At 62.0% G+C, this 24,169-nt stretch carries 22 protein-coding genes; 11 read left to right on the top strand and 11 right to left on the bottom strand.

Features of this window, described 5'->3' with window-relative positions:
• Positions 1 to 51: 51 nt before the first annotated feature.
• The 6 genes from ACZRMO_RS29230 (at position 52) to ACZRMO_RS29205 (ending at position 8,956) form a co-directional block, all read left to right on the top strand.
• Complete coding sequence (locus tag ACZRMO_RS29230; protein ID WP_463975161.1) at positions 52 to 1,458, top strand: sigma-54 interaction domain-containing protein; 1,407 nt, start codon at positions 52 to 54, stop codon at positions 1,456 to 1,458.
• 288 nt (positions 1,459 to 1,746) lie between these two features.
• On the top strand, positions 1,747 to 3,138 hold the full coding sequence (locus ACZRMO_RS29225) for a GntP family permease (RefSeq protein ID WP_463975160.1): 1,392 nt from the start codon (positions 1,747 to 1,749) through the stop codon (positions 3,136 to 3,138).
• A 7-nt stretch (positions 3,139 to 3,145) separates the two neighbouring features.
• Complete coding sequence (locus ACZRMO_RS29220) at positions 3,146 to 3,919, top strand: 3-hydroxybutyrate dehydrogenase (RefSeq protein WP_463975159.1); 774 nt, start codon at positions 3,146 to 3,148, stop codon at positions 3,917 to 3,919.
• A 124-nt stretch (positions 3,920 to 4,043) separates the two neighbouring features.
• Entirely contained in the window at positions 4,044 to 5,996 is a 1,953-nt protein-coding gene (locus ACZRMO_RS29215) for an acetoacetate--CoA ligase (RefSeq protein ID WP_463975158.1), read from the top strand.
• A gap of 143 nt (positions 5,997 to 6,139) precedes the next feature.
• Positions 6,140 to 8,635 (top strand): PAS domain-containing protein, encoded by a 2,496-nt coding sequence (locus tag ACZRMO_RS29210; protein ID WP_463975157.1) that lies wholly within the window; start codon positions 6,140 to 6,142, stop codon positions 8,633 to 8,635.
• A 45-nt stretch (positions 8,636 to 8,680) separates the two neighbouring features.
• Complete coding sequence (locus ACZRMO_RS29205) at positions 8,681 to 8,956, top strand: peptidylprolyl isomerase (protein WP_017737235.1); 276 nt, start codon at positions 8,681 to 8,683, stop codon at positions 8,954 to 8,956.
• A 110-nt stretch (positions 8,957 to 9,066) separates the two neighbouring features.
• Here ACZRMO_RS29205 and ACZRMO_RS29200 read toward each other — a convergent pair whose 3' ends face one another.
• The 8 genes from ACZRMO_RS29200 to ACZRMO_RS29165 form a co-directional block, all read right to left on the bottom strand.
• Positions 9,067 to 9,972: a sugar kinase gene (locus ACZRMO_RS29200; RefSeq protein WP_463975156.1), complete on the bottom strand. Its 906-nt coding sequence runs from the start codon at positions 9,970 to 9,972 to the stop codon at positions 9,067 to 9,069.
• 134 nt (positions 9,973 to 10,106) lie between these two features.
• Positions 10,107 to 11,315 (bottom strand): amino acid deaminase, encoded by a 1,209-nt coding sequence (locus ACZRMO_RS29195; protein WP_463975155.1) that lies wholly within the window; start codon positions 11,313 to 11,315, stop codon positions 10,107 to 10,109.
• A 9-nt stretch (positions 11,316 to 11,324) separates the two neighbouring features.
• Entirely contained in the window at positions 11,325 to 12,089 is a 765-nt protein-coding gene (locus ACZRMO_RS29190) for an IclR family transcriptional regulator (protein WP_463975154.1), read from the bottom strand.
• Positions 12,090 to 12,222: 133 nt separating this feature from the next.
• Entirely contained in the window at positions 12,223 to 12,612 is a 390-nt protein-coding gene (locus ACZRMO_RS29185) for a RidA family protein (RefSeq protein ID WP_078742925.1), read from the bottom strand.
• 16 nt (positions 12,613 to 12,628) lie between these two features.
• Positions 12,629 to 13,411 carry an amino acid ABC transporter ATP-binding protein gene (locus tag ACZRMO_RS29180; RefSeq protein WP_463975153.1) on the bottom strand — a complete coding sequence of 261 codons (783 nt, stop codon included), beginning with the start codon at positions 13,409 to 13,411 and terminating at the stop codon, positions 12,629 to 12,631.
• Positions 13,408 to 14,070: an amino acid ABC transporter permease gene (locus tag ACZRMO_RS29175; RefSeq protein ID WP_463975152.1), complete on the bottom strand. Its 663-nt coding sequence runs from the start codon at positions 14,068 to 14,070 to the stop codon at positions 13,408 to 13,410. The genes ACZRMO_RS29180 and ACZRMO_RS29175 overlap by 4 nt, the downstream gene beginning before the upstream one ends.
• 11 nt (positions 14,071 to 14,081) lie before the next feature.
• Positions 14,082 to 14,744 carry an amino acid ABC transporter permease gene (locus tag ACZRMO_RS29170; RefSeq protein ID WP_017737242.1) on the bottom strand — a complete coding sequence of 221 codons (663 nt, stop codon included), beginning with the start codon at positions 14,742 to 14,744 and terminating at the stop codon, positions 14,082 to 14,084.
• 52 nt (positions 14,745 to 14,796) lie between these two features.
• Positions 14,797 to 15,645, bottom strand: a complete 849-nt coding sequence (locus ACZRMO_RS29165; RefSeq protein WP_124526746.1) for a transporter substrate-binding domain-containing protein — start codon at positions 15,643 to 15,645, stop codon at positions 14,797 to 14,799.
• A 333-nt stretch (positions 15,646 to 15,978) separates the two neighbouring features.
• Here ACZRMO_RS29165 and ACZRMO_RS29160 point away from each other — a divergent pair, with 333 nt between their 5' ends.
• The 3 genes from ACZRMO_RS29160 (at position 15,979) to ACZRMO_RS29150 (ending at position 17,778) form a co-directional block, all read left to right on the top strand.
• Entirely contained in the window at positions 15,979 to 16,227 is a 249-nt protein-coding gene (locus tag ACZRMO_RS29160) for a hypothetical protein (protein WP_463975151.1), read from the top strand.
• Positions 16,228 to 16,303: 76 nt separating this feature from the next.
• On the top strand, positions 16,304 to 16,633 hold the full coding sequence (locus ACZRMO_RS29155) for a thioredoxin family protein (protein WP_463975150.1): 330 nt from the start codon (positions 16,304 to 16,306) through the stop codon (positions 16,631 to 16,633).
• Positions 16,634 to 16,698: 65 nt separating this feature from the next.
• A complete protein-coding gene (locus tag ACZRMO_RS29150; protein WP_463975149.1) occupies positions 16,699 to 17,778 on the top strand; it encodes a GGDEF domain-containing protein in 1,080 nt (359 codons plus the stop codon).
• Here ACZRMO_RS29150 and ACZRMO_RS29145 read toward each other — a convergent pair.
• Together ACZRMO_RS29145 and ACZRMO_RS29140 are read right to left on the bottom strand one after the other, a co-directional pair.
• Positions 17,759 to 19,315: a TerC family protein gene (locus ACZRMO_RS29145; RefSeq protein WP_463975148.1), complete on the bottom strand. Its 1,557-nt coding sequence runs from the start codon at positions 19,313 to 19,315 to the stop codon at positions 17,759 to 17,761. The two genes, ACZRMO_RS29150 and ACZRMO_RS29145, sit on opposite strands and share 20 nt — an antisense overlap.
• Before the next feature lie 253 nt (positions 19,316 to 19,568).
• Positions 19,569 to 20,438 carry a LysR family transcriptional regulator gene (locus ACZRMO_RS29140; protein ID WP_463975147.1) on the bottom strand — a complete coding sequence of 290 codons (870 nt, stop codon included), beginning with the start codon at positions 20,436 to 20,438 and terminating at the stop codon, positions 19,569 to 19,571.
• A gap of 151 nt (positions 20,439 to 20,589) precedes the next feature.
• Here ACZRMO_RS29140 and ACZRMO_RS29135 point away from each other — a divergent pair, with 151 nt between their 5' ends.
• Complete coding sequence (locus ACZRMO_RS29135; protein ID WP_463975146.1) at positions 20,590 to 22,098, top strand: MFS transporter; 1,509 nt, start codon at positions 20,590 to 20,592, stop codon at positions 22,096 to 22,098.
• Between the two features lie 124 nt (positions 22,099 to 22,222).
• Here the strand turns inward: ACZRMO_RS29135 and sohB are convergent, their stop codons facing one another.
• The gene (gene sohB / locus ACZRMO_RS29130) at positions 22,223 to 23,248 is read right to left on the bottom strand and encodes a protease SohB (RefSeq protein ID WP_207046359.1); all 1,026 of its coding nucleotides are present in this window, start codon (positions 23,246 to 23,248) and stop codon (positions 22,223 to 22,225) included.
• Between the two features lie 194 nt (positions 23,249 to 23,442).
• On the opposite strand from sohB, the gene ACZRMO_RS29125 reads away from it, so the two are divergent.
• On the top strand, positions 23,443 to 24,153 hold the full coding sequence (locus ACZRMO_RS29125) for a histidine phosphatase family protein (RefSeq protein ID WP_124526753.1): 711 nt from the start codon (positions 23,443 to 23,445) through the stop codon (positions 24,151 to 24,153).
• Positions 24,154 to 24,169: the final 16 nt, after the last annotated feature.

Below are 24,169 nucleotides of genomic sequence, written 5' to 3'. Positions count from 1 at the left end.
CACAAGATCGCACTCCCACTCCCACTCCTATTTTGTGTTGGCGGCAAAAGCATGAACACCAGCGAAAGCCTCAAGGACTACCAACAGGTGCGCGGCCTGGCCATCCAGTCGCTGTTCGAGATCATCGAACAGTCCAGCGAAGGCACGGTGATTGTCGACCGCGACGCCAATATCGTCTGGATGAACGAGCGCTACGCCAAGCGCTTCGGCCTGAAAAGCGCCGATGAAGCCATCGGCCAGCCGTGCGAGCAGGTGATTTCCAACAGCCTGTTGCGCCAGGTGGTGCGCACCGACCTGCCGATCCTGCTGGACATCCAGGACACGCCCAAAGGCCCGTTGGTGGTGATGCGCCTGCCGATTCACAACGATGCCGGCGCGGTGATCGGCGCGATTGGTTTTGCGCTGTTTGATGAGCTGCGCAACCTATCGCCGCTGATCGAGCGCTACCTGAGCATGCAGCAGGAACTGGCCTCGACCCGCTCGCTGCTGCGTTCGCGGCAGAGCAAATACAACTTCGCGCACTTTATCGGCACCAGCGCCGCCAGCCTCGAAGTCAAACGCCGCGCCCGGCGCAGTGCGAGTGCCGAGTCGCCGGTGTTGTTGCTGGGGGAAACCGGCACCGGCAAGGAATTGCTGGCCCAGGCGATCCACGGCGCATCACCGCGGGCACACAAGGCGTTTGTCAGCGTCAACAGCGCGGCGATTCCTGCCGACCTGCTGGAGGCCGAATTCTTCGGCACCGCGCCGGGCGCGTTTACCGGTGCCGACCGCAAGGGCCGTCCCGGCAAGTTCCAGATCGCCCAGGGCGGCACGTTGTTCCTTGATGAAATCGGCGATATGCCCCTGCCGCTGCAAAGCAAACTGCTGCGCGTATTGCAGGAAAAGGAATTCGAACCGGTAGGCTCCAACGAGATGCTGCACAGCGACGTGCGGGTGATCGCGGCCACGTCCATGGACCTGGAAGCGGCGATCAAGCGCGGTGAATTCCGTGCGGACTTGTATTACCGCCTGAACGTGCTGCCGATCCAGGTGCCACCCTTGCGCGAGCGCCTGGAAGATATACCGGCGCTGAGCGAGGCGATCCTTGAGGAACTGCGCAGCCAGCACGAACTGGACCGCGAAGCCCTGGCGCTGCTGGCGCAACACGCATGGCCGGGGAATATCCGCGAGCTGCGCAATGTGCTGGAACGGGCGGCGTTGCTCAGTGATGACCTGGTGTTGAATGCCGGGGAGATTCGCGCGGCCATCGGCACGTTTACCCCGGTCGCGCGCAATGCGGTGGCGGCGGTAGAGGGAGAGAGCTTCAGTGCGGCGCGGGAGCGGTTTGATCGGCAGATCATTGCGGCGGCGTTGGCGGCTTGCGGGGGGAATGTGGTGGAGGCGGCTAAGCGGTTGGGGCTGGGGCGGTCGACGCTGTACAAGAAGATGGTGGCGTTGGGCATCGCGCAATCTCAATAAAGAGACAAAAATCCCAATACAAAGACATTCCCATGTGGGAGCGGGCTTGCTCGCGAATGCGGTGTGTCAGTCAGCATATTGGGTACTGACATACCGCATTCGCGAGCAAGCCCGCTCCCACAGGGGATGTTCATTTGTCTCAAATTAGAGACAACCTTTAAAATCGCCATCAGATTTTTTTATATTTACCTTATATTTCAATAACTTAATATCTTGGCACAGATCTAGCTATAGCTTCCTCCTACAGCAACACCCCACAAAAATAACAATTCGATCCGGAGACACTCCATGAGTGTAATCATCGCCCTGGCAGCCCTCGCGCTGCTGATGCTGGCTGCCTACCGTGGCTATAGCGTTATCTTGTTTGCCCCCATCGCCGCCCTCGGCGCTGTCCTGCTGACTGACCCGTCCGCCGTCGCGCCTGCCTTTACCGGGGTGTTCATGGAGAAGATGGTCGGTTTTATCAAACTGTATTTCCCGGTGTTTCTGCTCGGCGCGGTGTTCGGCAAGCTGATCGAGCTGTCGGGCTTTTCCCGTTCGATTGTGGCCGCGGCGATCCGCTTGCTCGGCACCCGCCAAGCGATGCTGGTGATCGTGCTGGTCTGCGCCCTGCTCACCTACGGCGGAGTGTCGCTGTTTGTGGTGGTGTTTGCGGTGTACCCGTTTGCGGCGGAGATGTTTCGCCAGAGCAATATCCCCAAGCGCCTGATCCCGGCGACCATCGCCCTCGGCGCGTTTTCGTTCACCATGGACGCCCTGCCCGGCACGCCACAGATCCAGAACATCATCCCCAGCACGTTTTTCAACACCACCGCCTGGGCCGCGCCGTGGCTGGGCGTGATCGGTACGATTTTCGTGTTCTGCGCCGGCATGCTCTACCTGGCGCGCCAGCGCAACAAGGCCCAGCGTGCTGGCGAAGGGTATGGCACCGACTTGCGTAATGAGCCGGAAACCGCCGAAAACCTCAGCTTGCCCAACCCCTGGATCGCCCTGTCGCCGTTGATCCTGGTGGGGGTGATGAACCTGCTGTTCACCCACTGGATCCCACAATGGTACGGCAAGACCCACAGCCTCGCCCTGCCGGGCATGAGCGCGCCGGTGACCACTGAAATCGCCAAGCTCACCGCGATCTGGGCGGTGCAGGCGGCGCTGCTGGTGGGCATCTTGATGGTCCTGGCGTTCGGCTGGTCGGCGATCAAAAGCAAGCTCGCCGAAGGCAGCAAAAGCGCGGTCAGCGGTGCGCTGCTGGCGGCGATGAACACCGCGTCGGAATACGGCTTTGGTGCGGTGATCGCCTCGCTGCCGGGCTTTTTGGTGCTGGCAGACTGGCTCAAGGGCATTCCCAACCCGCTGGTCAACGAAGCGATTACCGTGACCTTGCTGGCCGGCATCACCGGTTCCGCCTCGGGCGGCATGAGCATTGCGCTGGCGGCCATGTCCGAGAGCTTTATTTCAGCGGCCCATGCGGCCAATATCCCCCTTGAAGTGCTGCACCGCGTGGCGGCCATGGCCAGCGGCGGCATGGACACCCTGCCCCACAACGGCGCGGTGATCACCCTGCTGGCGGTGACCGGGCTGACCCACCGCGAAGCCTACAAGGACATTTTCGGCATCACCATCATCAAGACCCTTGCGGTGTTCGTGGTGATCGGGACTTTCTACGCCACCGGCATTGTGTGAGGTTTTCATGACGACTTTAAACGGCAAGACCGCCCTGGTCACCGGTTCCACCAGCGGCATCGGCCTGGGGATTGCGCTGAGCCTGGCCAAGGCCGGCGCCAACCTGATCCTCAACGGCTTCGGCGACGCCAGCGCGGTGGTCGCCCAGGTGCAGGCGTTTGGCGGCAAGGTCGGCCATCACCCGGCCGACGTCAGCGACCCGGCGCAGATCGCCGACATGCTCGCCTACGCCGAGCGTGAATTCGGCGGCGTGGACATCCTGGTCAACAACGCCGGCATCCAGCACGTCGCGGCGGTGGAAGACTTCCCTGCCGAACGCTGGGATTCGATCATCGCCATCAACCTGTCGTCGGTGTTCCACAGCACGCGCCTGAGCCTTCCGGGGATGAAGGCCAAGGGTTGGGGGCGCATCGTCAACATCGCCTCGGTACACGGCCAGGTCGGCTCGGTGGGCAAGGCCGCGTACGTAGCAGCCAAGCATGGGGTGATCGGTTTGACCAAAGTGGTGGGCCTGGAGACGGCCACCAGCAATGTGACCTGCAACGCCATCTGCCCGGGCTGGGTGCTGACGCCGCTGGTGCAGAAGCAGATCGATGATCGCATCGCCACCGGCGTGGACCCGCAGCAGGCGCAGCATGACCTGCTGGCGGAGAAGCAGCCGTCGCTGGAGTTTGTGACACCGCCGCAACTCGGCGAGCTGGTGCTGTTCCTCTGTAGCGAAGCCGGCAGCCAAGTGCGTGGAGCCGCGTGGAACATCGACGGCGGCTGGCTGGCCCAATAGACCAGACGATCGTTCCCACGCTCCGCGTGGGAATGCAGCCCCGGGCGCTCCGCGCCCCAAGAGCGGACGCAGAGCGTCCAAAGAGGCATTCCCACGCCGAGCGTGGGAACGAGAGAGCGAATTTATGTCCGACATCCTCTGGCAACCCTCCCCGGAACGCATCGCCGCCACGCGCATGGACCAGTTCCGCCGCTACATCAACGACCGCTACGCCTTGCAACTCGCCGACTACCCCGCCCTGCACCAGTGGAGCATCGACCAGCGCCCCGACTTCTGGCAGGCCATCGTCACGTTCTTTGACGTGCAATTTCGCAGCCCTCCCAGCGCCGTGCTGGTCGAAGACCGCGAAATGCCCAGCGCCCAGTGGTTCCCCGGCGCCACCCTGAACTTTGCCGAGCACCTGCTGCGCCGCCGTGACGACCACCCCGCCGTGGTCGCCATCGGTGAAGACGGCCAGCGCGAACAACTGACCTACGCCGAACTGGCGGCCCACGTCGCCGGCCTGCAACACAGCCTGCGGGCCATCGGCGTGACCCAGGGCGACCGCGTGGCCGCGTGCATGCCCAACACCTGGCAAACCCTGGTGGGCATGCTTGCCACCAGCAGCCTTGGGGCGATCTGGTCGTGCTCCTCGCCCGACTTCGGCACCCAGGGCGTGATCGACCGTTTCGGCCAGATCGAACCCAAAGTGCTGATCACCTGCGCCGGCTACCGCTACGCCGGCAAAGATATCGACCAAACGGCCAAGCTCAACGAAATCCTCGAACGGCTGCCGTCCCTGGAGCAACTGATCATCGTGCCGTACGCACGGCCCCAGGCGCGGGTCGAGGACTATCAAACCGCAGCCAGCGTCAGCCTGTGGGGCGACTTCTACCAACCCGGCGGGGAGCCTGAATTCGTCGCGGTGCCCTTCGATCACCCGCTGTACATCCTCTATTCCAGCGGCACCACCGGCGTGCCCAAGTGCATCATCCACGGCACCGGCGGCGTGCTGCTCACCCACCTCAAGGAACACGGCCTGCATGCCGACCTGAGCCGCGAGGACTGCCTGTTCTACTACACCACCTGCGGCTGGATGATGTGGAACTGGCTGGTCTCGGTGCTGGCCATCGGCGCGACGGCGGTGCTGTATGACGGCTCGCCGTTTCATCCGGGCCCGGAGCGTCTGCTCGACTTGATCGACGCCGAACAGATCAGCGTGTTCGGCACCAGCCCCAAGTTCCTCGCCACCCTGGAAAAGGCCGGCCTGCAACCGCGCCTGAGCCACGACTTGCGCAGCCTCAAGGGCTTGATTTCCACCGGCTCGCCGCTGTCGCCGCAGAGCTACGACTACGTGTACCGCGAGATCAAGGCTGAGCTGTGTCTGTCGTCCATGTCCGGCGGCACCGATATCGTGTCCTGCTTTGTGATCGGCAACCCGGTGCTGCCCGTGCGCCGGGGCGAGATGCAGTGCAAGAGCCTGGCGATGGCAATCGAGGTCTGGGACGACCAGGGCCGGGCGCTGATCGGCGAGAAAGGCGAGTTGGTCTGCACCCGGCACTTCCCGGCCATGCCCATCGGTTTGTGGAACGATCCCGAACAAAAGAAGCTGCGCGCCTCGTATTTCAGCCAGTTTCCCGGCGTGTGGGCCCAGGGCGACTACGCCGAGCAACGGCCGAACGGCAGCCTGTTGATTCACGGACGCTCCGACGCAGTGCTCAACCCCGGCGGCGTGCGCATCGGCACGGCGGAGATTTATCGCCAGGTGGAAAAAGTCCCCCAGGTGATGGAAAGCCTGGCCATTGGTCAGCGATGGCAGGATGACGTACGGGTGGTGCTGTTTGTACGCCTCAACGATGGCGTCGTGCTGGATGAAGCCCTGGAACAGCAGATCCGCCAGGTGATCCGCGCCAACACCACGCCACGCCATGTGCCGGCGAAGATCCTCGCTGTCACGGATATCCCCCGCACCATCAGCGGCAAGATCGTCGAATTGGCGGTGCGCAACGTGGTGCATGGCGAACCGGTGAAAAACACCGACGCCCTCGCCAACCCACAGGCCCTGGAGGAGTTTCGCGACCGCCCCGAACTGGCTTGAAAGATGAAAGGTTTCAGCCCTGATGCACTCATTTGAAGACAAAACCCCAATGCATGCTATTTTTCGAGGGGTAGTCAGCCGTTCCCGCCTCACGGGATAATCGGCGTTTGTCATATTCAAAGCGTTACGCTCAGGGCTTTTTCATGAATGGAACACCCACCGTCAGCGCAGCCGCTGCATTGATTGCACGGCTGGACTGGGCACAAAGCCCACTCGGTGAGATCAACGACTGGCCGCAAAGCCTGCGCACCGCCGTGGATATCGTTGTTCACTCGCCGATGCCGATGCTCCTGCTGTGGGGCAGCCAACTGACCCAGCTCTACAACGACGGCTTCGCCCTGCTGGCCGGCAACAAGCACCCCGACGCCCTGGGCCAGCCGGCGCACCAGGCCTGGCCGGAGCTGCAAAGCTTCACCGCGCCGATCTACAACGCGGTGCTCGAAGGCCAGGTGCGCACCTTCACCGAGCAGCGGTTTATCCTGCAACGCAATCACCGCGACACCGAGATCTGGCTGGACCTGACCTACAGCCCCGTGCGCGATGAAAGCGGCAGCGTCGCCGGGATCCTGGTCACCGCCATCGAAACCAACGAACGCCGCAAGGCCCAGCACAACACCGAGCAACGCCTGCAACTGGCGCTGGCCGCCACCGATGCGGTGGGCACCTGGGATTGGGATATCGGCGAAGACCGCTTTATCGCCGACGCCCATTTCGCCTACCTGCACGGCGTGGCCCCCGATAACGCTGGCCTGCTGCCCATCAGCGCCTACCTGCAAGGCGTGCACCCGGAAGACCGGGGCATGGTGGCGCGCAGCATCAAGCATTGCATCACCTACGGCACCGAATACGCCGAGGAATACCGCCTGCAGCAAGCCGACGGCCAGGTGCGCTGGGTGTTCGCCCGGGGGCGTTGCTACAAGGACCATCAGGGCCGCCCGGCGCGTTTTCTCGGCGCGGCGCTGGACCTCACCGAGCGCAAGCACACCGAACAGGCCTTGCGCCAAAGCCAGACCGAGTTGCAGCTGATCATCAACGCCATGCCGGTGCTGATTGGCTATGTCGACCACGAGCAACGTTTTCGCCTGAACAACAGCGCGTACCTGGAGTGGTACGGCATGACGCCCCAGGAGCTGTACGGCAAGAGCATCCGCGAAGTACTCGGCGACGAGGTCTATGCCGGCCGTGAGGACCAGATCAACGCGGCGCTCAAGGGCAAGGCGTGCAGCTTCCAGACCATCACCCCGCACCGCGACGGACGCCCGCGCCACGCATTGATGAAGTACCTGCCGCGTTTCAGCAATGACGGTTCGGTGAATGGTTTCTACATCTTTGTGATCGACGAAACCGAACGCAAACTCACCGAAGAAGCGCTGCGCAATCTCAACGAAAACCTTGAAGAGCGTGTGGCCCAGCGCACCCAGGCGCTGGCCGAAGCCAACGAGCGCCTGCAAAACGAGATGTTCGAACGCGAACGCGCCGAAGACGCCCTGCGCCATGCGCAGAAGATGGAAGCCGTGGGCCAGCTCACCGGTGGTATCGCCCACGACTTCAACAATATGCTCACCGGGATTATCGGCAGCCTGGACCTGATGCAACGCTATATCGCCGCAGGGCGCAGTGACGAAATCGGCCGGTTTACCGATGCCGCCGTGTCCTCCGCCCACCGTGCCGCCGCCCTTACCCATCGCCTGCTGGCGTTTTCACGGCGCCAGTCGCTGGACCGCCGTCCGCTGAACCCGAACCAATTGGTGGCGTCCCTGGAAGAGCTGTTCCGCCGCACCAAGGGCGCGCATATCGCGCTCAAGGTACAACTGGGCCACGACATCTGGCCGGTGAACACCGACGCCAGCCAACTGGAAAACGCCCTGCTCAACCTGGTGATCAACGCGCGCGACGCCATGCCCGACGGCGGCGAACTGCTGATCGAAACCGCCAACAGCTACCTCGATGGCACCGATATCACCACCCTGGAACCGGTGAAAGCCGGTGACTACGTGATGCTCGGCGTGTGCGACAACGGCGCAGGGATGGCGCCGAAGATTCTTGCCAAGGCGTTCGACCCGTTCTTTACCACCAAACCCATCGGCCAAGGCACGGGCCTGGGGCTGTCGATGATCTACGGCTTTGCCCAGCAGTCCGGCGGGCACGTGACCATCCACAGCGCACCGGGCCAGGGCACCTGCGTGCGCCTGTACCTGCCGCGCCTGCATGGCACCGCGCTGGAAAGCAGCCTGCCGGCCAGCCTCGGTGAAGCGCCAGTGGCCCTGGCCGGTGAAGCCGTGGTGGTGGTCGAAGACGACCCCGCCGTGCGCATGCTGGTGGTCAACGTGCTCGACGAGTTGGGCTACACCGCGCACCAGGCGGCGGATGCACGCACCGCGCTGCCGTTGCTGGAGTCGGATTTACGCGTGGATCTGCTGGTCACCGACGTCGGCCTGCCGGGCATGAACGGCAGGCAGCTGGCAGAGATCGCCCGTCAACATCGGCCGGGCCTGCGCGTGTTGTTCATGACCGGTTACGCAGAAAAAGCCGCCGAGCGCCAAGGCTTCCTGGAGGACGGCATGGACATGGTGGCCAAACCCTTTTCCATCGACCTGCTGGCCACGAAAATCCGCAGCATGATCAGCGTGGTCGAATGAGTTCAGGCATAATCGCCCGCCGTTGCAGGTACCTGGTAGAGATCAATGAAAGCCCAAGCCCGTCATATCCTGGTGAAAACCAGCGAAGAAGCCGAACAACTCAAGCAGCGCATTGCCAAGGGCGAAGCCTTTGACGTGCTGGCCAAGAAGTACTCCACCTGCCCGTCGGGCAAGCGCGGCGGTGATCTGGGGGAGATTCGGCCGGGGCAGATGGTGGGGGTGATCGATGCGGTGATTTTCAAGAAGCCGCTGCGGGTGGTGCATGGGCCGATCAAGAGCAAGTTTGGGTATCACCTGGTGCAGGTGTTTTACCGCGACTGAGGGGTGATCGTTCCCACGCTCTGCGTGGGAATGCCTCACCGGACGCTCTGCGTCCGCCTTGGGGACGCGGAGCGTCCCTGGCTGCGTTCCCACGCGGAGCGTGGGGACGATCATCGGGGGATCAAGGCTCCCGGCATCTGAATCACCCGACTCGCCAACCGATGCCCCGCCACCGCCGCCTCTTGCGGCGAGCCACCCTTCAACCGGCTGGCCAGATACGCCGCACTGAACGAATCCCCTGCCGCCGTCGTATCCACCACCTTCTCGACTTTCACGGCCGGCACAGCAAAGTGCTCGCCCTTGCAACGGATCAGGCATTCCTCCGCGCCACGCTTGAGCACCACTTCCTCAATCCCCGGATACGCCGCAAACACCAGCTCACTGCTGGCATACCCAAACAACGCGCGCTCGTCATCCTCAGTCAGCAAGGCCATGTCCACCTCGGCCAAGACTTTGCGATACGCCACGCGTGCCGCCTCGACATTGGCCCACAGACGCGGGCGGTAGTTGTTGTCGAAGACCACCTTGCCACCGCGTCGGCGGGTTTCGACCAGGGTTTGCAGCAAGCGCTCACGGCCGATTTCACCCAGCACCGCCAGGGTGATGCCGCTGAAATACACCACGTCGTAAGCCGGCAATGCGGCCAGGATCGGCTCGGCGGCGGGTGTGGTGAAGCAGTCGCGCACGGCGGCTTCGTTACGCCAGTAGAGAAACTTGCGTTCGCCATTGGCGTCGGTCTGGATGCAGTACAAACCCGGCAAGCGCCCGGGCAGGCGCTGGACCATGGCGAGCCCAAGACCTTCGTCGGCCCATTGCTGGCACATGGCGTCGCTGAAGCTGTCATCGCCTAGCGCGGTCACATAGTCGACATGGCCGCTATCGCCCAGCTCGCGGCGCAGGTAGACCGCGGTGTTCAGGGTGTCGCCGCCGAAGCTTTGGTGCAGGCTGCCGTCGGCGCGGTGTTGCAGTTCGATCATGCATTCGCCGATGAGGGCGATGTGGGGGTGGGCTGTCATGGTGGATTCTCGGGTGTGGCTGATGGCCTCTTCGCGAGCAAGCCCGCTCCCACATTGGATTGGGCTCACAGATTTCTATTTGTGAATACAGTCAAGTGTGGGAGCGGGCTTGCTCGCGAAGGGAGCGACTCGGTCTAGAAGCAGGTATGCAAACTCTCAACCACCTGCAACTGCTCATCCACCAGGCAACCCACCTGCCATTTGTCAAAGGTCAGGCAAGGGTGCGAAGTGCCGAAGGAAATGATGTCGCCAATGCGCAGCTCAACCCCAGCGGCAACGGTCATGAACGCATGCTGGTCCATCACCGCCGTGACCTTGCACGCACTCACATCATCCCCTTCGGCGCCCACCACGCCCGCCTTGTAACGCTTGAGCGGCACCGGTAAACCGGCGTCGTAGGCCACGTCGCGCTTGCCCAGGGCGATCACCGCAAAACCCGGCTCGGGCATCGATTGCACATGGGCCCAGACTTCCAGGGCCGGGCGCAGGCCTTCGTTGAGGTCGCTGCGACGGTCGAGCATGCAGCATTGCGCTTCTTTGTAGATGCCATGGTCATGGGCCACGTAGCTGCCGGGGCGCAACACGCTGAGGAAACGGCCGGCAGCGTTTTGCGCCTCGAAGGATTCGGCGATCAAGTCATACCAGGCCGAACCCGAGGCGGTGACGATAGGCTTGGGCAGGTCGAATGAACCGTTGTTCTGCAGATCCACCGCCAGACGCACCAGGCTCGCGGCGAAGTCGCGGATGCCGCTGATGGCGTGCTCGCCGTGGATCACCCCTTCATAACCTTCGATACCGGTGAGGGCCAGGGCCGGCTGGGCCTTGATCGCCTTGGCCAGGTCGCGCACTTCCTGCTCGCTGCGGCAACCGCAACGGCCGCCGACCACGCCGTATTCGATCATCACGTTGAGGCGCAGGCCACGGGCGGCGAAAAACAGGCCGAGGTCGGCGACGTTGTCCGGGTGATCGACCATGCAGTGGAAGTCAAAATCCTTATCCGCCAGCAGGTCGGCGATCAACGCCATGTTGGGCGCGCCCACCAGTTGGTTGGCCATCAATACGCGGCGCACGCCACCGGCATAGGCGGCGCGGGTCTGCACCGCGCTGGCCAGGGTGATGCCCCAGGCGCCAGCGGCGATTTGGCGTTGGAACAGCGCCGGCATCATGCTGGTCTTGCCATGGGGCGCCAGCTCGGCGCCGCTGTTGCTGACGAAGGTTTGCATCCAGCGGATGTTGTGTTCCAGGGCCTCGCGGTGCAGCACCAGGGCAGGCAGGCTGACGTCACGGACCAAGTGGGCACCGACGGCGGCGGCACCCTTTGCAACGGCATTGATGGCAGACATGAAATGCTCCTATTCGTTGATGCGACGGGCCAGGTTGTTGGCGCTGTCGATCAACACCCGGCGATAGTCGTTGTAGTTTTTCAGCGCATCGGCCCGTGGGGCGACGATGCACAGGGTCGCAATGCTGATGCCTTGCGCGTCCCGGACCGGGGCGGCAAAGCAATGGGTAAAGGTGTCGGCCACACTGTCGAAGGAAAAGAACCCATCGAGGGTAGCCTGACGGATTTGTGCGAGGAAGGTTTCCAGCGGCAAGCGCTGGCCGTCCGGAAGGATAAAGTCGTCGTGGTCGATCAGGTCGGTGATCTGCCGGTCGCTCAAATGCCCGAGCAACAGGCGCCCGGAAGCGGTCCAGGGGATCGGTGCGTTTTCGCCGATATCCGAAGATATGCGGAAATGCCGCTCGCCCTCGCGCATCAGCGCCACCGTGTATTTGCGCCCGTTGAGCAGGCACATCTGCGCGGTTTCGTGGGTTTGACTGACGATCTCCTGCAAGGCGTGGTCGGCCTCGCGGGTCAGGTCGAAGTGACGCAGGTGCGCCTGGCCGAGGAAGTACAGCTGGCGGCCCAGGTAGACGTGACCGTCCTTGCCCACGGTTTCGAGGATGCGCCGCTCCAGCAGCGAGGCGACCAGTTCATAAACCGTGGACTTGGGGCTGCCGATGCCGCTGGCAATATCATTCGGGCGCAGGGGCTGGCCGATCTCCTTGAGAAAATCGAGGATATCGAACGCCCGGTCCAGGCCTTTGGCGCGGCGTTTGATGGTGTCTTCGGTCATGGCAATGTCGGTCCCGTTACAGATGATCGTTCCCACGCTCTGCGTGGGAATGCATGCGGTGACGCTCTGCGTCACAAAAGCGGACGCAGAGCGTCCAGGGCAGCGTTCCCACGCGGAGCGTGGGAACGATCATTTAGCCCTTTTTCTTGTAGGCCACGCAATCGATCTCCACCTTGCAATCCACCATCATGTTGGCCTGCACACAGGCCCGCGCCGGGGCGTGTTCCGGGGTGAAGTATTCGCCGAACACCTTGTTGAAACTCCAGAAGTCCCGCGGGTCTTCCAGCCATACGCCGACACGCACCACGTCTTTCAACTCGTAGCCAGCCTCTTCCAGAATCGCCACCACATTGCGCATGGTCTGCCGGGTTTGCTCGACGATGCCGCCGTTGATGATTTCACCGTCCACCGCTGGCACCTGGCCCGAGACGTAGAGCCAGCCGTCCGCTTCCACCGCGCGGGCGAAGGGACGGGGCTGGCCGCCGCCGGCGGTGCTGCCGGTGCCGTAACGAGTAATGCTCATAAAAATAGCCTCCTGATTAAAAACGAATGTTCTTGAGAAATTCCGCCAGGCGCGGCGATTGCGGGCGTTCGAAAATGTCCTTCGACGCCCCCTGCTCTTCAATGCGGCCCTGGTTCATGAAAACGATCTTGTCGGACACTTCATAGGCAAAGCGCATTTCGTGGGTGACCAGCAACATGGTCATGCCCTCTTCCGCCAGGCCCTTGATCACGCTGAGCACTTCGCCCACCAGCTCCGGGTCGAGGGCCGAGGTGACTTCGTCGAACAACATCAGGCTCGGGTTCATCGCAATGGCGCGGGCAATCGCCACACGCTGTTGCTGGCCGCCAGAGAGCTGGCCCGGGAAGTGGTTGCGGCGCTCCAAAAGCCCTACGCGGTCGAGCCATTTTTCTGCCAACGCCACTGCCTCGTCCTTAGGCATTTTCTTAACTTTCAATAAACCCAGGGTGACGTTCTGCAACGCCGTCAAATGCGGGAACAGGTTGAACTGCTGGAACGCCATGCCGGTCATGGCGCGATGCTGGGAAATCACCCGCTCGGGGTGGCGCACGCGCTTGCCGGCAACTTCGCTGTAGCCGATGGACTCACCGTCAAGAGTGATCTGCCCGCCCTGGAACTCTTCCAGCAGGTTGACGCAGCGCAACAGCGTGGTCTTGCCCGAGCCGCTGGAGCCGATCAACGTGACCACGTTGCCGCGCTGCATGGTCAGGTCCACGCCCTTGAGCACTTCCACCTCGCCGTACTGTTTGCGCAGGCCGCGGATGTTGAGCAACGGTTGCTCGATGTGAGGTTGGTTCATGGCAAGGCCACCCGCTTTTCAATGTAGCGCCCGAATAATTCGATGGCGTAGTTGATGACAAAGAACAGAAACCCGGCGAACAGGTAGAACTCCAGGGTCATGAACGTGCGCGCAATCACTTGCTGGGTACTCAGCAACAATTCCGCCACGCCGATCACCGACAGCAGCGTCGACGCCTTGACGATTTCCGTGGAGGAATTGACCCAGGTCGGCAGGATCTGCCGCAGCGCCTGGGGCAACAGCACGTAGGCCAGGGACTGTTGGAACGTCAGGCCAATCGCCTTGCCCGCTTCCAGTTGCCCACGGGGAATGGCTTGCAGCGCACCGCGCACGATCTCCGACACGTGGGAGCCGCAAAACAGCGTCAAGCCAACCGCACCGGCCTGGAACGCGCTGATCTGCCAACCGAGGGCCGGCAACATGTAGAAACACGCGAGCACCAGCACAAACACCGGCGTGCCACGGATCAAGTCGACATACAGGCGAAACGGCGCACGCATCCAGAATTTGCCGTAGGTCAGGATCAACCCGGCGACAATGCCGATCAGGGTGCCAAAGATAATCGCCAGCGCCGACACAGACACACTGGCTTGAAAGCCCGCCCACAGGGTATCCCGGGCGATCCACAACTCATGCAGCCAGCTGGGGGACTCGTACATGGGAACCCTCCTTAACGACGGATCGCCAGACGCTGTTCCAGGTAACGGAGCAGCATGGCAATGAGGTAACAGGCAGCCACGTAGAGCGCGGTCGTGACCAGCCAGGTTTCAATCACCCGGTAGCTTTCGACGTTGATCTTGCGGGCGTAATAGGTCAGCTCCGGCACGGCAATCGCCGCGGCCAGCGAGGTGTCCTTGAACAGCGAGATAAAGTTGTTCGACAGTGCTGGCAGCACGTTGCGCAGCATCACCGGCACGGTGATGTAGGCACGGATGCGCCATTCGCCCAGGCCGATGGCCAGGCCGGCTTCGCGCAGGCCCTTGGGAATATTCAACAGCCCGGCGCGGAATACTTCGGTCAGGTAGGCACCGGCGTACAACGACAGGGTGATGATGAACGAGGGGATTTTGTCGAGACGAATCCCCAGGGAAGGCAAGGCAAAGTAGATCAACAGGATCAGCACCAGAATCGGCGTATTGCGCACCACCGTCACATACACCGAGGCGAAGATGCGCAACGCACGGTGCCTGGACAGCATGGCAAAGGCCATCAGCAGGCCGATCACGCAGCCGATGGCGATCGACAGCAGTGCCAGTTGCAGGCCCAGACCGAGCCCCGCCAGCAAGGTGTCGAAATCGCGCCACACGGCGGCAAAGTTCAACTGATAGTTCATGGTCAGCAATACCTAATAGGGGCGCCGTTGGCGGCGCCCCGGTTGTCACGAATCACTTGAACTCGACAGGGAAACCAATCGCCGGCTCGGGCAGGTCGACGCCAAACCATTGCTTGAACGAGGCCTTGTAGGTGGGGAATTCCACACCGGTCATGGCTTCATGCAGGGCGGTATTGACGAAGTTCAGCCAGTCCTGGTCGCCACGCTTGACCGCGCACGCATAGGTTTGCGGGCTCCAGGCGTAAACCGGGCTGCGGTAGCGGCCGGGGTTCTGCACCATCAGGTATTTGACCGAAGACTGGTCGGTGGCGGCGGCATCGGCGCGGCCGGAGTTCACGGCCTGGTACATCAGGTCAACGCTGTCGTACTGGTCGACCTTGGCCTTGGGCAGCGCCTGGTGCACCAACTCTTCGGCGTACACGTTTTGCAGCACGGCCACGGTCACGCCGTCGCCGGCGGCTTGCAGGTCTTCGATCTCTTTGTATTTGCTGTTGTTGGGCAGCAGCAGGCCCACGCCTTCGCGGTAGTACGGCAGGGTAAACGCGACCTGCTGGGCACGGCTGGCGGTGACGGTAATGAACTGGCAGCTCATGTCGACCTTGTCGGTCAGCAGGTTGGGAATCCGTGCGTCAGACGACTGCACCACAAACTCGACCTTGCTGGGGTCGTTGAACAATCCCTTGGCGACAATGCGCCCGATGTCGATATCAAACCCTTGCAACTTGCCATCCGCTCCCTGGAAGTGCCACGGCGCATTGGTACTGCCTGTACCCACGATCAGATGCCCACGCTTGAGCACGTTGTCGAGCTTGCTGTCCGCCGCCTGCACGAGGCTTGCGAGGGAAGCCGATGCGGCGAAGAGAAAAACACACGCTTTGAACACGGAAGGTCGGTGATGCATGACAAGCACTCCAGGGGTTGTGTATTCCGCTATACCGGAACGAAGTATGTAACAACGGAATAGACAGCAGAAAGTGTGCCACACGCGGTAACAGAAAAATACACAGGGGATAAACTCTTTATAAATCAGCCAGATAATTATTATTGGGCGATACAGCGTTACGCCAGCACCTGACGTCAACCTGCTACCCCAGGCCCCACACTGCGGTGACAGGCCCCAGTCGGGTGCGTCTTTACAGCGTTACCGCGCACCGTTGCAGTGCACGCGCAGCGTGGAAAAATCCCCATGCTGGACTAGCCTTTGCACATCCCCGCCGACAAGGATCGTGCCCCGATGAAGCTCAGCCTCACCCTGGTTTTATGCTCCTTTCTGATCGCCACCAGCGCCTGGGCCAGCAACGACCGCCGCGACTGCAAGATGGAACTGCGCAAGCTCAACGAAGCCTTGAGCACCAACTACACCAGCCAGAACCACCACGGCTACCGCCAGGCAAAGGCCTCGCGGGATAACCTGGAATACAAGAAATGCGCGAGCCAGGCCCGAAAGGCGCGCGAGCGTCTGGAGCGTGATGCCAACCTGTGAAGATTGACAGTAGACGGCAGCGAATCCTCGATTTAGCGTTGGCACTCAACTGACGCTGCGCAGGAGGACGACCGCCATGGGGCTTGCCACCGCAACGATTGCCAATGCCGAGGACTACCAACGGGTATTGAGTTCGCCATATCCGGTGTTTCTGCTGTTTACTTCAATCTCCTGCCCTGCGTGCACCGAAGCCGTGCCGCTGTTTGAAATGATTGCCGCCAAGTACCCCAACGTCTTGAGCATGGTGCTTGACTGCGCACAAACCCCAAGGCATCCCGAGGTGACGGGCACCCCGACCGGGCTGGTCTATGTCAACGGGGAACTGAAAGAGAAACTCAAGGGCTTCGGCCCCTTGGAAGATCAGGCACAACTCGTCGAGGATACCTTCGCCCGCTACGCCAGTTAGCCCTTGCACGGCCCTGACAGACGTCTACGCTGCTCAATGCAGTCTCAGCCGAGCCAGGGTCAGCAATGTTCAAGACCATTGAAGCCGAAGTCCTCAAGAAACTCCCCTCACCCGCCTTGCAACTTGAGTTCGCCCAGCATGATTTCGAGCGACTCAAGCCTTTCTGCCTGTTGATCTACCTCGCCAGCATCAGCATCTGGCTGGTGTTCAACCTGATCGTCAGCTTTCGCGGCGGCCAAGGCTTTACGTTCTATTCGGTGATATTTCTCAGCGCACTGTTGATCACCACGCTGGTGCTGGCCTTCAACACCCAGGTGCGCCACTTCCAATGGATCAACCTGATCTTCGTCAGCATCATCGCCATCGGCATCCGCCTGGTGATCGAAGGCCTGCCCATGGACCTGCACCCCGGCTGGCTGATCCTTGGCGCCTCGACCATTTTGTACAGTGCCTCCGTGCTGCCGCTGAGGCGCTGGGCATTCGCCGCCACGCTGGTGATCACCTGGGTGGTGCTCAACCCGTTCTACCTCACGGAAACGTCGGTGCTGGAAGTCAAAGGCACCACGGTGTTCTTTTACTCCAGCTTCCTCAGCCTGCTGACCCTCTACAGCTTCCTCAAGCTGCGCCAGGTCAAGCTGAGCAACTACATCATGGCCAAGCTGCTGCTGGACCAGGCCTACGTGGACACCCTGACCGACATCCCCAACCGCCGCTCGTTCATGACCAGCGCCGGGCAGAAGCTCGCCCACCAGCCGCGCACGCACGACCATTACCTGGCGATGATCGATATCGACAATTTCAAGAAAGTGAATGATTTATATGGCCACGACGTCGGTGACGACGTGCTCAAGCGCGTCGCCCACGACATCCGTGCCGTGATGAACGACTACGACTACGCCCGCCTTGGCGGCGAAGAATTCGCCATCTACCTGGCCGGGGTACGCCGCGAAGACGCGGCGCAGTTGGCGGACCAGTTGTGCGCCCAAGTGCGGGAGGACGCCAGCCAACACCCGGTGACCATCAGCATCGGCCTGGCCCGGGTGGAGGATGGCGAAACCTTGAACCAGGTGCTGATCAAGGCGGACCAGGCGTTGTATGTGTCAAAACATGCGGGCAAGGACCGCTTTACGTTTCACGCACCATAGCCACCAGGGTCACCCGTCGCTCCTCGACGGCCGCCACGGTCAGGCGCCAGCCCTCGTACACCAGGCTGTCACCCACCACCGGCAAGCGGTCCAGCAGGCTCATCACCAAGCCGGCGAGGGTCTGGTAGTCCTCGGTTGCCGTGGCAGTGAAACCGGTGCGCTGGCGGATCTGGTTGAGATTGAGGGCGCCGTTCACGCGAAAACCTGCACCGTCCTCGACAATGTCCGGCCCCTCGATTTCACTGGCGTCGGGCAGTTCACCGGCGATGGATTCGAGAATGTCGGTCATGCTCAACACGCCCATGAAGTCACCGAATTCGTTGATCACAAAGGCGATGTGCGTGGATTCCTGGCGCATCTGCTCCAGAGCGTTGAGCACCGAGAAGCTCTCCAGCAGGTTGATCGCCCGGCGCGCCAGGTGTTCGAGGTTGGGCTCATTGCCGGCCAGGTATTCCTTGAGCAACTCCTTCTTGTGCACAAAGCCCAGGGGCTCATCCACCGCGCCATTACGGATCAACGGCAGGCGCGAGTAGGACGAATGCATCAGTTTCAAGCGAATTGTCTCGGCATCGTCCGCCAAGTCGATATAGTCCACCTTGGCCCGTGGCGTCATCAACGTGCGGATCGGCCGCTCGGCCAATTGCAGCACACCGCTGATCATCACGCGCTCACGGCGATCAAACAGCGGGCCTTGCGCGGTATCCGGCTCGCCCAACAGGTCGGCGACCTCTTCACCCACCTCTTCCACCGCCAGGCTGCGCCCGCCGAGCAAGCGCATCACCGCATGGGCGGTGCGCTCACGTACCGGCAACACGCCTTGCGCCGACTTCTTGCGACGGGCGCGGGCAATCTGGTTGAACACTTCGATCAGGATCGAGAAACCGATGGCCGCATACAGATAGCCCTTCGGAATATGGAAACCCAGGCCTTCGGCGGTCAGGGCGAAACCGATCATCATCAAGAAGCCCAGGCAGAGCATGATCACCGTCGGGTGCGCATTGACGAAGCGGGTCAACGGCTTGCTCGCGACAATCATCAGGCCGATGGAAATGATCACCGCGATCATCATCACCGCCAGTTCATCCACCATGCCCACGGCGGTAATCACCGCATCGAGGGAGAACACTGCGTCGAGCACCACGATCTGCGCCACGATCGGCCAGAACATCGCGTAGGCCGCATTGCCGCTGCGTTGGGCGACATGGCCTTCGAGGCGCTCGTGCAATTCCATGGTGGCCTTGAACAACAGGAACACACCACCAAACAGCATGATCAGGTCGCGGCCGGAGAAGCTCTTGTCGAACACCTCGAACAGCGGCTGGGTGAGGGTCACCAACCACGAAATACTCGCCAGCAAGCCCAGGCGCATCAACAACGCCAGGGACAAACCGATCAAGCGCGCACGGTCACGCTGCTCGGGTGGCAGTTTGTCCGCGAGGATCGCGATAAACACCAGGTTGTCGATACCCAGCACCAGTTCCAGCACAATCAAGGTCAACAGGCCGAGCCAGGCCGTTGGATCCGCTAACCATTCCATTTATAGAGTCTCTTTGATTCGAAGTTCAGAATGCCGGGCACGGCGATACGCGGTCAGTGGACCGGGACAAGGTTAGCAGTCGGAATACGGGATGCTTCAGCGGGAACGGCAGCAGCGGATGTCTTGGGGAAAGACGACTGGGGGGCTCCGAGAGGGTGTTCATGCAAATCCTGCGATAAAAAAGGACTTGAATCGTACAGCCGAAAGACAAAATTCCTACAACGCAAAACTATTACAAGATCTGTAACCGTGTTCAGCGAGCCGCTTTCACCTGCTGGATAAACCGCGCGACCGCCGGCGCTTTCTCAAACCTGCGGTGAATCAGCGACAGCCACGACGACGCGTCATTGCCTTGAATGGGGCGGTACAGCACATTCGGCAGCGTCACATGCCCCACCACCGACGCCGGCACCACCGCAACGCCCTGCCCCAGCGACACCAGCGCCAGCACCGCGACCAAGCCCCCCGGCTGCGGCCCCAGACGCGGCGCATAACCGCCCTGGGCGGCCACATGTAGCGTGCCGCTGATCTGCTCCGGCAGGATAAAGGTCTCGTTTTGCAGGTGTTCGCAACCGATGGCCTTCAATCCCAGCAGCCAGGAACCCTGTGCCACCGCCAGGACAAACCCCTCACTGTCCAGGCGCACCGCTTCCACGCCATCGGGCAGGGTCATGGGTGAGCGGACGTAACCAATGTCATACCGCCCATCCGCCACCGCACCTGGCAATGCGGCCATGGCGCATTCGCGCACATTCACGCTCACATCGGGAAACGCCTGACTGAACGCCTGCATCTGCCGCTGCAGCACGCCGCCATACACCGCCGACGCCACATAACCCAGTTCGATATGCCCGATGTCCCCGCGCCCGGCCCGCTGGGCATGGCGTTGGGCGCATTCGAATTGGCGCACGGTGGCTTCGGCTTCCTGCACCAGGGCCGCGCCCGCTTCGGTCAGGCTGACTTCGCGCTGCTGACGGATAAACAAGCGCGTGCCCAATGCGGTTTCCATGTCCTGGATCTGCCGGCTCAAGGTCGGCGGGGCAATGCCCAACTGCTCGGCGGCGCGGGTGAAGTTGCGTTGCCGGGCGACGGCCAGGAAGTAGCGGAAGTGACGGATTTCCATCGCAGGATTAGCTCAAAGGTAATGAAGTGCTTATTCCTACCTAACAAAGGCAGCGTTGCACGGCGATAAGCTGGGCCTATCCTAACAGCCAGAGCGCCTTTGCGATGCCTTGCGATTTCACACCTACCATTGCCTACTGGGTAATCCATTCATGAGGCCCGTCAGCCCACGCTTGACGTTGCTCACCGCCTCCGGCGTCTGCTCTCTGATTGTGCTCGACACCAATATCGTCGCCGTCACCCTGCCGAGCATCGCCCGCGACCTGGGGGCCAATTTCGCCGATATCGAGTGGGTCGTCAGTGCCTATATGCTGGCTTTCGCCGCACTGCTCTTGCCGGCCGGCAGCCTTGCCGACCGCTTCGGGCGCAAGAAAACCCTGGTGTGGGGCTTGAGTATTTTCATCCTTGCATCCCTGGGTTGCGGCGCCGCGCCCAGCGCGTTGTGGCTGGACATCGCCCGCGCCGTCAAAGGCGTCGGCGCGGCGCTATTGCTGACGTCGGCCTTGGCGTCCATCGGCCACACCTTCCACGATGAAGTGGAGCGCGCCAAAGCCTGGGCGTTCTGGGGCGCGTGCATGGGCGTGGCGATGACCGCCGCGCCGACCCTTGGCGGCTTGATCACCGAGTACCTGGGCTGGCGCTGGATTTTCTACCTCAACCTGCCCGTGGGCCTGGCACTGATGGCGCTGGTGCTGCGCGCCATCCCGGAATCCCGCGATACCCAGTCCGCCCGCCTTGATCCCTGGGGCAGCCTGGCGTTCAGTGCCAGCCTGCTGTGCCTGATCTGGGGGCTGATCGAGGCCAACCGCATCGGCTGGGACAGCCCGCTGACCTATGCGCGCCTGCTGGGTGGCGCCGTGCTGCTGGGGGTGTTTGTGCTGGTCGAGCGCGTGCAGCAACGGCCCATGGTGGACCTGCAACTGTTTCGCCACCCGCGCTTTATCGGCGCCTTGCTCGGGATGTTTGCCTACGCCGGTTGCGCCCAGGTGATGATGACGCTGCTGCCCTTCTACTTGCAGAACGGCCTGGGGTTCTCCGCCATTGCTTCGGGGCTGGGCATGTTGCCGTTCGCCCTGACCATGCTGGTTTGCCCACGCATCGGTGCGCGCCTGGCGGGGCGTTTTACCCCGGCGACGATGATGGCAACGGGATTGACCCTGGTGGGCTGCGGCAACCTGCTCAGCGCGTGGGCGGTGAATGTCGGCGGGTATCTACCCTTCGCGTTGGCGATTGCGGTCACGGGGGCCGGCGCGGGCTTGCTCAATGGCGATACGCAGAAAAACATCATGGCCTGCGTGCCGCGCGACCGCGTCGGGATGGCCTCGGGGATGAGTACCACTATGCGTTTCAGCGCGATAATGCTGGCCATTGGCGTGTATGGGGCATTGTTGAGCGGCCATAGCGAGCAATTGTTGGGGGCGAGTATCGGTGCGCAGTGGCAGGGCCAGGTGGCCGGGATCGCGTCGCGGGTGGTGGCGGGTGATATGACAGCGGCGATGGGGTTGTTGCCGGCGTCGGCAAGGGCCAGTGTGCAGCCGCTGGCACAGCAGGCGTTTGTCGGGGGTTTCGGTGGGGTGTTGTGGGTGGCGGGATGGTTGGGATTGCTGGGGGCGTTGGTGGTGGGGCTGTTGATGCGGCACCCGATCAACCCTTCACCCTGAAACAAATGTGGGAGCGGGCTTGCCCGCGATAGCGGTGGTTCAGTCACACATGTATCGACTGACACACCGCATTCGCGGGCAAGCCCGCTCCCACAAGGGGATCACTTCTGTCTGAAGGACCGGGTTACCAGAAGCGCTGCTGGGTCAACCGGCTCCACCAGGTCAGCAACACGCGGTCTACCGAACCACTGGCCGCCAGGCCTACACGCTCCTGCAAGCTCTTGCGCTCGGCATAGTGCAGGTGGAACACCTCGGCGGTCTTGGCCTTGGTCGCCAGGTATTCGTCGCTGGTTTGCAGCTCGTCCACCAGTTGCTTGTCGAGTGCCGCAACACCCAGCCACACTTCTCCGGTCGCCACTTCATCGATTGCCAACTGCGGGCGATAGCGCGAGACGAAGTTCTTGAACAGCTGATGGGTGATATCCAGGTCTTCCTGGAACTTCTCGCGGCCCTTCTCGGTGTTTTCGCCAAACACCGTGAGGGTGCGTTTGTATTCACCGGCGGTCAGTACTTCAAAGTCGATATCGTGCTTTTTCAACAGGCGGTTGACGTTAGGCAACTGTGCAACCACGCCAATCGAACCAAGGATGGCGAACGGGGCGCTGATAATTTTCTCGCCGATGCACGCCATCATGTAGCCGCCGCTGGCCGCGACCTTGTCGATGCACACGGTCAGCGGCACGCCAGCCTGGCGGATACGCGCCAGTTGCGACGAAGCCAGGCCGTAGCTGTGGACCATGCCGCCGCCGCTTTCCAGGCGCAGCACCACTTCGTCTTTAGGCGTCGCGAGGCTGAGCAGCGCGGTGATTTCATGGCGCAGGCTTTCGGTGGCCGAGGCCTTGATGTCACCGTCGAAATCCAGCACGAATACCCGTGGCTTGGCTTCGGGCTTTTTCTTGCTGTTTTTCTTTTCGGCTTTGCTCTCGGACTTGCGCAGGGCCTTGAGCTGGTCCTTGTCGAGCAGGGTGGATTCCAGGCGCTCGCGCAGGCCCTTGTAGAAGTCATTGAGTTTGCTGACCTGCAATTGGCCAGCGGATTTGCGACGACCTTTGCTGCGCAAGGCGGCGAAGCTGATCAGTACCACCAGAATAGCGACCACCAGGGTGACGGTCTTCGCTAAGAAGCTCGCGTATTCGGCCAAAAAATCCATGTTGCTCCTTACAAGTGCAGTGCGCCAGGCGCGGATCGCCCAAGCATACCGGCGGCACCGCGTTGGGGCCAGTGATCAAACCGCCAGCAAGCGGGCCTCCAACGGGCTTTTAAAACAAGCGTATGTTTTTCCATTGACAGCTCGCAGGCATCCCCATAACCTCGCCAGACTTTCAACGTACCGGGAAAACGGACGTGGGCAGCATCTATCTGATTCGACATGGCCAAGCCTCCTTCGGTGCAGACGACTATGACGTCCTGTCGCCCGTCGGCGTGGAACAAGCGCAAGTGCTCGGGCGTCACCTGGCCGATCTGGGCGTGACGTTCGACCGCTGCATCGCCGGCGACCTGCGCCGCCAGCAGCACACCGCCAGCGCCGCGTTCGAGCAGTACAGCGCCCTCGGTTTATCCGTTCCAACGGTGGAAGTGGACAGCGCCTTCAACGAGTTCGACGCCGATGCGATCATCCGCGCCCTGCTCCCCGACCTGCTGACCACCGAACCCGAAGCCCTGGAGATCCTGCGCAATGCCGCGCAGAACCGCAGCGAGTTCCAGCGCATCTTCGCCCTGATCATCGAACGCTGGCTGGCCGGCACCTATGATCCACCGGGGTTGGAGAGCTGGCTGGGGTTTGTCGAACGGGTCCAGGGCGGCCTGCAACGCATTCTTGAAGCGGCGGACAACGCACAGAAAATCGCCGTGTTTACCTCGGGCGGCACCATCACCGCCCTGCTCCACCTGATCACCCGAATGCCTGCCACCCAGGCCTTCGAACTGAACTGGCAAATTGTTAACACCTCGCTCAACCAGCTGAAGTTTCGCGGTCGCGAGGTGGCCCTGGCTTCCTTCAACAGCCACACCCACTTGCAACTGTTGAAGGCGCCGCAGCTCATCACCTTCCGATGAACTGCGGCCAACCGTG

It is taken from the genome of Pseudomonas sp. B611 (assembly GCF_055407965.1).
The sequence above is the reverse complement of the archived record's forward strand: the minus strand, read 5'-3'. Positions and strand labels throughout refer to the sequence as shown.

Coding starts and splice junctions, on each gene's coding strand:
- ACZRMO_RS29175 (WP_463975152.1), bottom strand. CDS start 14,070: ATGTACGAGTCCCCCAGCTGGCTGCATGAGTTGTGGATCGCCCGGGAT.
- ACZRMO_RS29160 (WP_463975151.1), top strand. CDS start 15,979: ATGAAGCTCAGCCTCACCCTGGTTTTATGCTCCTTTCTGATCGCCACC.
- ACZRMO_RS29185 (WP_078742925.1), bottom strand. CDS start 12,612: ATGAGCATTACTCGTTACGGCACCGGCAGCACCGCCGGCGGCGGCCAG.
- ACZRMO_RS29215 (WP_463975158.1), top strand. CDS start 4,044: ATGTCCGACATCCTCTGGCAACCCTCCCCGGAACGCATCGCCGCCACG.
- ACZRMO_RS29200 (WP_463975156.1), bottom strand. CDS start 9,972: ATGACAGCCCACCCCCACATCGCCCTCATCGGCGAATGCATGATCGAA.
- sohB (WP_207046359.1), bottom strand. CDS start 23,248: ATGGATTTTTTGGCCGAATACGCGAGCTTCTTAGCGAAGACCGTCACC.
- ACZRMO_RS29230 (WP_463975161.1), top strand. CDS start 52: ATGAACACCAGCGAAAGCCTCAAGGACTACCAACAGGTGCGCGGCCTG.
- ACZRMO_RS29190 (WP_463975154.1), bottom strand. CDS start 12,089: ATGACCGAAGACACCATCAAACGCCGCGCCAAAGGCCTGGACCGGGCG.
- ACZRMO_RS29220 (WP_463975159.1), top strand. CDS start 3,146: ATGACGACTTTAAACGGCAAGACCGCCCTGGTCACCGGTTCCACCAGC.
- ACZRMO_RS29195 (WP_463975155.1), bottom strand. CDS start 11,315: ATGTCTGCCATCAATGCCGTTGCAAAGGGTGCCGCCGCCGTCGGTGCC.
- ACZRMO_RS29205 (WP_017737235.1), top strand. CDS start 8,681: ATGAAAGCCCAAGCCCGTCATATCCTGGTGAAAACCAGCGAAGAAGCC.
- ACZRMO_RS29145 (WP_463975148.1), bottom strand. CDS start 19,315: ATGGAATGGTTAGCGGATCCAACGGCCTGGCTCGGCCTGTTGACCTTG.
- ACZRMO_RS29165 (WP_124526746.1), bottom strand. CDS start 15,645: ATGCATCACCGACCTTCCGTGTTCAAAGCGTGTGTTTTTCTCTTCGCC.
- ACZRMO_RS29170 (WP_017737242.1), bottom strand. CDS start 14,744: ATGAACTATCAGTTGAACTTTGCCGCCGTGTGGCGCGATTTCGACACC.
- ACZRMO_RS29135 (WP_463975146.1), top strand. CDS start 20,590: ATGAGGCCCGTCAGCCCACGCTTGACGTTGCTCACCGCCTCCGGCGTC.
- ACZRMO_RS29150 (WP_463975149.1), top strand. CDS start 16,699: ATGTTCAAGACCATTGAAGCCGAAGTCCTCAAGAAACTCCCCTCACCC.
- ACZRMO_RS29140 (WP_463975147.1), bottom strand. CDS start 20,438: ATGGAAATCCGTCACTTCCGCTACTTCCTGGCCGTCGCCCGGCAACGC.
- ACZRMO_RS29225 (WP_463975160.1), top strand. CDS start 1,747: ATGAGTGTAATCATCGCCCTGGCAGCCCTCGCGCTGCTGATGCTGGCT.
- ACZRMO_RS29180 (WP_463975153.1), bottom strand. CDS start 13,411: ATGAACCAACCTCACATCGAGCAACCGTTGCTCAACATCCGCGGCCTG.
- ACZRMO_RS29155 (WP_463975150.1), top strand. CDS start 16,304: ATGGGGCTTGCCACCGCAACGATTGCCAATGCCGAGGACTACCAACGG.
- ACZRMO_RS29210 (WP_463975157.1), top strand. CDS start 6,140: ATGAATGGAACACCCACCGTCAGCGCAGCCGCTGCATTGATTGCACGG.